Origin of the sequence: Lactobacillus sp. M0390, from assembly GCF_016102085.1 — a bacterium.
Lineage (GTDB): Bacteria > Bacillota > Bacilli > Lactobacillales > Lactobacillaceae > Lactobacillus > Lactobacillus apis.
In genome coordinates, this window is the sequence record NZ_JACFPH010000005.1 from 72,539 (window position 1) to 79,224 (window position 6,686).

At 38.0% G+C, this 6,686-nt stretch carries 7 protein-coding genes; 2 read left to right on the forward strand and 5 right to left on the reverse strand.

Translation table 11 applies throughout. The features are described 5' to 3' along the window. Positions 1-108 precede the first annotated feature (108 nt). A complete protein-coding gene (gene galE / locus H3R25_RS08255; protein ID WP_198194971.1) occupies positions 109-1,101 on the forward strand; it encodes a UDP-glucose 4-epimerase GalE in 993 nt (330 codons plus the stop codon). A gap of 25 nt (positions 1,102-1,126) precedes the next feature. On the opposite strand, the gene H3R25_RS08260 is transcribed toward galE, so the two are convergent. Next, the gene (locus H3R25_RS08260) at positions 1,127-1,678 is read right to left on the reverse strand and encodes a GNAT family N-acetyltransferase (RefSeq protein ID WP_198194973.1); all 552 of its coding nucleotides are present in this window, start codon (positions 1,676-1,678) and stop codon (positions 1,127-1,129) included. A gap of 149 nt (positions 1,679-1,827) precedes the next feature. On the opposite strand from H3R25_RS08260, the gene H3R25_RS08265 reads away from it, so the two are divergent. After that, positions 1,828-3,198, forward strand: coding sequence for an amino acid permease (locus H3R25_RS08265; RefSeq protein WP_198194975.1), 1,371 nt, complete (start codon positions 1,828-1,830; stop codon positions 3,196-3,198). 122 nt (positions 3,199-3,320) lie between these two features. On the opposite strand, the gene H3R25_RS08270 is transcribed toward H3R25_RS08265, so the two are convergent. From H3R25_RS08270 to H3R25_RS08285, 4 genes are read right to left on the reverse strand one after another with little or no spacing between them, the layout of a single operon-like run. Next, positions 3,321-3,683, reverse strand: coding sequence for a DUF956 family protein (locus H3R25_RS08270; protein ID WP_198184132.1), 363 nt, complete (start codon positions 3,681-3,683; stop codon positions 3,321-3,323). 3 nt (positions 3,684-3,686) lie between these two features. Further along, a complete protein-coding gene (locus H3R25_RS08275; RefSeq protein ID WP_187158730.1) occupies positions 3,687-4,601 on the reverse strand; it encodes a PTS system mannose/fructose/sorbose family transporter subunit IID in 915 nt (304 codons plus the stop codon). Positions 4,602-4,628: 27 nt separating this feature from the next. Then, positions 4,629-5,435, reverse strand: coding sequence for a PTS mannose/fructose/sorbose transporter subunit IIC (locus tag H3R25_RS08280; protein WP_046306072.1), 807 nt, complete (start codon positions 5,433-5,435; stop codon positions 4,629-4,631). Positions 5,436-5,453: 18 nt separating this feature from the next. Beyond that, on the reverse strand, positions 5,454-6,458 hold the full coding sequence (locus tag H3R25_RS08285) for a mannose/fructose/sorbose PTS transporter subunit IIA (RefSeq protein ID WP_109715125.1): 1,005 nt from the start codon (positions 6,456-6,458) through the stop codon (positions 5,454-5,456). Between the last annotated feature and the right edge of the window lie 228 nt (positions 6,459-6,686).

The following is a 6,686-nucleotide window of genomic DNA, read 5'->3' on the forward strand; positions in this document are numbered from 1 at the left end:
CTAACTTTTTACTTTGCTATATAAAACATTATAGCAGAAATATTTCAGCAACCTCTCTTGCACTATGCTAGAATTTAACTGTCTATAAAAATATTAATGGAGGAAATTATGCGTGTATTAGTTATTGGCGGGGCCGGCTACATTGGTTCAATTGCCGTCAAGCATTTAGTTGAACAAGGCTATGAAGTTGTTGTCCTTGACGCACTCTACACAGGCCATCGAAAAGCTGTTAATCCCAAGGCAAAGTTTTATCAAGGTGATATCGAAGATAAATTCTTAGTCAGTCAGATTTTACGTGAAGAAAAAATTGACGCAGTGATGCACTTTGCTGCCTACTCACTGGTACCTGAATCTGTTAAAAAGCCACTTAAATACTACGATAATAATGTTTCCGGTATGATTGCCCTTTTGGAAGCTATGAAAGATGCACAAGTTAAGTATCTTGTCTTTTCATCAAGTGCTGCAACTTATGGCATCCCCAATAAGTTACCAATTACAGAAGATTCGCCCCTAAATCCAATTAATCCTTATGGTGATACTAAGGCAATGATGGAAAAAATCATGCACTGGGCAGATAAATCTGAGGGTATTAAGTCTGTTGCTCTTCGCTACTTTAACGTCGCAGGAGCTTCAACAGACGGTAATTACGGTGAAGATCACGGACCTGAGACACACTTAATTCCTAATATTCTACGTAGTGCTATTACTGGAGACGGAGAATTTACTATTTTTGGTGATGATTACGATACTAAGGATGGTACTAACGTGCGCGATTACGTTGAAATAAACGACTTAATCGACGCTCATATCTTAGCGCTTCAATATTTAATGAAAACTGGTCATTCAGATGTTTTCAATTTGGGAACCGCGCATGGCTATTCAAATCTTGAAATTTTACAAGCAGCTCGTAGTGTTACCGGAATAGATATTCCTTATACAATCGGACCACGACGAGCCGGAGATCCCGACAGTTTAATCGCTAATTCTGACAAGGCAAGATCCGTCTTAAACTGGCAACCGCAACATGAAAGTGCAGAAGAGGCCATTGAAAGTGCTTGGCAGTGGCACCAAAAACATCCCAATGGCTACGAAGACAAGTAATAAAACGGCTTATAGTATATAGCTACTATAAGCCGTTTTTGTTTATTAAGGTATACAACTCCATATCTCGAAACTCACCATGATATTTTACTTCATCTGGTAATAATGCTATATGGGCAAAATTAAGTCTTTCCGCTATTGCGCAACTAGCCCTGTTTTCATGGTCAGCCAATAGGCTAAGTCGATGCAATCCTAATTGATTAAAGGATACTTCAACCAGCTTTTTAACTGCTTGAGTCATAATTCCTTTCTTCTGATACGCTTGCCCCAACCAATAGCCTATTTCCGCACTTTGATTTTTCAATTTAATATTATGGAGGTCAAGCATTCCAGCCGCATCGCCGTTAACTAGAACTACTAAAGCAAGTTTCTTATACTCTGCGGTTTCCCTACGCATTTGCTTAATAAAATCTATTTCATCTTCAACTACGTTAATTTTATCAGCCCATGGTAAAAAGCGTGCCAGTTCTACTCGATCGTGAACAATAATTTCATATAGCGCTTGTGCATGCCTTATTTCAGGTAAAACTAACTCTATTTCTTGGCCAGCAAACAAAAACTTAGCAATTGTAAACATTTCCATAACACTCCTTTTACCTATCTATTTTATTCCATGATACTACTGTTTTCATCTTTTTTTAATACTAATAATTCAAGGTAGTTAAACTAGTGCTATAATCGATTATTGTAGTATAAAAATACATATCTAGAATTTGGAGTGATTAGATGGATGACGAAAACGAAAATAATAGTTCTGGTTATGAACGAACCTTAACCAATGCCCATATTCAGTTAATTGCACTAGGCGGTACAATTGGCACTGGTTTATTTTTGGGTGTCGGCAACAGTATTAGAATGGCCGGTCCAAGCGTCATTTTAATTTACATGATTGTCGGTATTTTTTTATTTTTATTGATGCGGGCCCTGGGTGAATTAATTGTCTCCGACCTATCCAAGCATACCTACATTGATTTTATTCAGAAATATTTAGGTAAAAATATTGGTTTTATTTCCGGTTACCTGTATTGGATTAGTTGGGTCACGCTAGGAATGGCTGAAATGACAGCTTTAGGAATCTATTTTCAATATTGGTTCCCACATTTGGCAACCTGGATTCCAGGTCTGGTTACAATTGCTATCCTGCTTTTTATTAACTTACTTTCTGCTCGCCTATTTGGAAACCTAGAGTTTAGTTTTGCAATCGTCAAAATTGTCACTGTGATTGCTTTTGTCATTTTGGTAGCTTATTTGACCATTACTGGTGGAAAAACCAATTTTGGACCAGTAACTTTCGCAAATTTAACTAATAATGGTGGCTTCTTTGCCAAAGGCGGTTCCGGCTTTTTCGCTGGATTTCAAATGGTAATTTTTAGTTTTGTCGGTGTTGAATTAGTTGGCCTGACGGCAGCCGAAGCACAAAATCCTAAAGTCACAATTAAGAAAGCAATTAATGAAGTTCCACTACGAATTATTTTGTTTTATGTTTTGGCAATTGTTGCAATTCTAATTGTTATTCCTTGGAATAAGGTTTCAACTAGTTCCAGTCCTTTTGTACAGACTCTTGCAGCAACTGGCATTCGTAACGCTGGTTCAATCATTAATTTCGTTGTGATTTCTGCGGCCGTTTCATCAACCAATAGTATTTTATATAGTGCGGGACGATTACTTTTTTCTGTTACCTTTAATGGAAAAGGTAAGTGGAACAAGACCTTTGGTCATTTAAGAAGACAATTACCTCAAAATGGTCTAATTTTATCCGCCTGTTTGATGGCTCTTGCACCCTTTGTCATTATCTTAATTGGCAACCAGGCTTTTAATTTCATTTCTTCTACTTCTACCAGCATGTTTATTATCATCTGGTGCTTAATGCTCTTAACTCATATTGCGTATCGTAAACAGACCCATGCGGCCAAATTAGGTGATTTTAAAATGCCAGGATTTCCCTATTTGGATTATTTAACCTTACTGTTTTTTATCATGATGATTATTTTATTACTCATCTTGCCAAATAATCGTGTATCAATGGTTGCGGCTATTTTGATCTTTATTTTCTTATCTGCTTTAACCAAAATATGGCAAAAAGAAAAAGCGTGCTGAAACAACAGTAACTTCATTACGTGATAAAGTTCGTGATTATTTACGTATTGAGGGTAAAATCAACTCATTTACTAAAAACCAATAGAAAAAGTTCCTAAGTAGATATCTACTTAGGAACTTTTTTAATTACGTGTAAATCTTCGCTTTAAATTTTGCCATAGACTCAATGCCTGTCGCATATGATCAGCCGGAACATAGTTACGGATTGCCCGTAATGTCTTTTTATTATTTTTAGTAGTAAAAATAAATGTTCCACTAGCGCGAGTTCTAACTTCAAATCGCGGAATATACTTTCCTTTAAAATGAACGTCGGCCACTACATAAGTAACTTCATTCCACGGTATTTGGACATAGTCAGAAAGATTGCGATCATTATAAAATTCAATTGCTTTATTTCCAACCATGATGTTGCCATATGAAGCAACTGCCCGAAACCACGTAGCGTCAGTCGTCAAATCTACTTTGGTATTCTGTGATTCAACCATTTTTTAAATTATGTGTAAAACGTGTAGTAGAACACCAACAACAAAGATAGCGATAATAATAACGATTGGTGAAACTTTCTTCTTCAATAGCCACATACATAAGAAAGTTAACAGCAAACCTGCCAAACCAGGAATCAAGGTATCCAAGTTGTTTTGTAAAGTGGTTACCTTGAATTTAGTAAGCGATAATCCGTTACTTTGATCGATCAAAGCCTGTTGAATTCCCTTTGCCCCAGCAGGAATCGAGTTCCAATCAATGTACGCACCCTTTTGAAGCGGTGTTTTTGAAACTATTGGCGTGAATTGAATGTTTACCCAACGTTCAATTAGCGAACCAAGAACAAACATCCCCATCATTGAAGCACCACGGGTAACTTTTTGTAAAAGACCACCAGAAACATCATTAGTAATTGCAGAACCTGCTTTATAGCCAAATTCTTGTGTGTACCACATAAAGGCAATTCTGATGACATTCCAAAGTACAAAGAACAAAATAGGTCCTAAAAGGTTGCCTTGGATAGCCATTGATGCTCCCAAAGCACCAAGGATTGGACGAACTGTGTACCAAAATACTGGGTCACCGACACCAGCCAAAGGTCCCATCATTCCGACCTTAACACCTTGAATAGCTTCGTCTTGAACTTCAGCACCATTTGCTTTATCTTCTTCCAAAGCAAGCGTAACACCTAAAATTGGTGAAACTAGGTAAGGGTGAACGTTGAAGAAAACTAAGTGACGTTCAAGTGCTGCAGACATATCATCCTTGTTTGGATATAGCTTTCTTAATGCAGGAATTAATGAATATGCAAAACCACCGTTCTGCATTCTTTCATAGTTCCATGATGCTTGTAAAAATTGTGAGTGCCACATCACGTTGAAGCGGTCGGCTTTACTTAATTTGATTTTTTGATCAGCCATAATAAAATCCTCCTCTTAAATATCACTTTAATAGTCGTCAATGATATCGCCGAGTGGATCGCCGGTACCTTCATTATCTGAACTCTTGTTGCCATTACCACCCTTAGATTCAAGAGCTAAGTACATTACGGCAAGAGCCAAACCAATTGCACCTAATGCAATTAAAGTTAGGTCCTTGATAGCAGCTAAAGCAAAACCAATTGCAAAGAATGGCCAAACTTCACGGCTAGCCATCATGTTAATAACCATTGCATAACCAACAGCTACGACCATGGCACCACCGAGTGACATACCATCACTTAACCAAGCTGGCATTAAACCTAACCAATATCTAACAGTAGATGCTGGAATAGCTAGCAGTAAAGCAGCTGGAATAGCAATTCTTAATCCCTGCAAGCAAACAGCAACCCATTGCCACATATTAATTTTGCGCCAATTTCCCTTTTTAGCATCAGCGTCCATGATATGCGCAATACCAGTTGAAATAGTACGTACAATCATAGTTAAAAATAGTCCGGCAACAGCTAAAGGCATAGCAATACCTGTAGCCATACCAATTCCTTTGGTGCCCTGACCACTTTGAACCAAGATAATAGCTGAAGCTACTGAGGCTAATGCGGCATCAGGTGCAACTGCAGCACCAATGTTAGCCCAACCTAGGGCAATCATTTGTAAATAACCACCTAAGATAATTCCTAAATCTAGATGTCCCGTAACCAATCCAATTAGTGTACAAGCAACTAGAGGTTGGTGAAATTCCCATTGATCCAAGATACCTTCCATACCTGCAAGAAAGGCAACTAGAACAACTAAGATCATTTGTATAGCGTTCATTTTTTTGCTCCTACTCTTTTATTTCTTTTGTTCATCCAACAAGCTTTGAGCCTTATTCAAAATTGCGTCCATATTACCGCCTTTATCAGTTGGTACTTTTCGTACATCGAACTCAACTCCCATTTTTTCAAGTTCGCGGAAAGTATCAACGTCGTCTTGATTCATTGACAAGACGTTATTAGCGTTAACATCACCAACTTTATAAGACATTGAACCCACGTTGATAGTCTTAAGGTCAATACCAGCTTTAATAACTGTTAGAACATCCTCAGGATTTTCAAACAGCAATAATGCATGAGTATTACCAAAGCGAGGATCATTTGCAATTTCAATCATTTTCTTGATTGGAACAGTATGAGCCTTAACACCAGCAGGTGCAGCTTCACGAATCATGCTCTTACGCATCTCATCTTTTGCAACACTGTCTGAAACAACAATAACGCGATCAGGATGCATTGCTGGTATCCACCCGGTAGCAACTTGACCGTGCAATAAACGTGAATCAATTCTAGCTAGAACGTACTTGATGTGTCCATCACCAACTACTGTTCCTTCTGGAATAGATTTTGCAGGTTTAGCTACACCTGCACCACCTTGAACTGAAGCTTCAGTTTTTGGCATTAAATCTGTTGGTTTAGTTTTAATGCCATCCTTAGCAGGCTCAATAATAGCAGTGGCAATTTCTTTTGCAGTATGATCAGGATTGGTCATTCTCTGCGTTAGTGCTTCAACAACCATTGGTAAATTCATACCAGAAACAACTGCCCAGTTTTCATGATCTTCTAGTAAACCGTTTGCTTGATTAAACGGTGTCCCACCCCAAAGATCAACAATTAACAACACTTCATTCGAATCATCAAATGAGGCAATTGCATCTTCCATCTTGCTCTTAATATCTTCTGGCCCTTCATCAGGCGACAAAATAACATGAGCAAAATTGTCTTGTTCTCCGAATAGCATTTGCGCAGACTGCGCAATTCCATCGGCAAAACCGCCATGGCTGGCTAACACAATTCCTACCATGAGCTTTTCCTCCTTTTAGATAAAACGTATCCATTTACATTATACACCTAAAAAAGAGCTATAAACCGCAGGCTTATCACATTCTAATCTTATAATATTATTTATTTAATAAAAATATAGTACAACAAAAAAGAGGATCAATAAAGATCCTCTTTTCTTGTACTTTGCTCCGGCTGTCAGACTCGAACTGACGACATCTTGATTAACAGTCAAGCGCTCTACCAACTG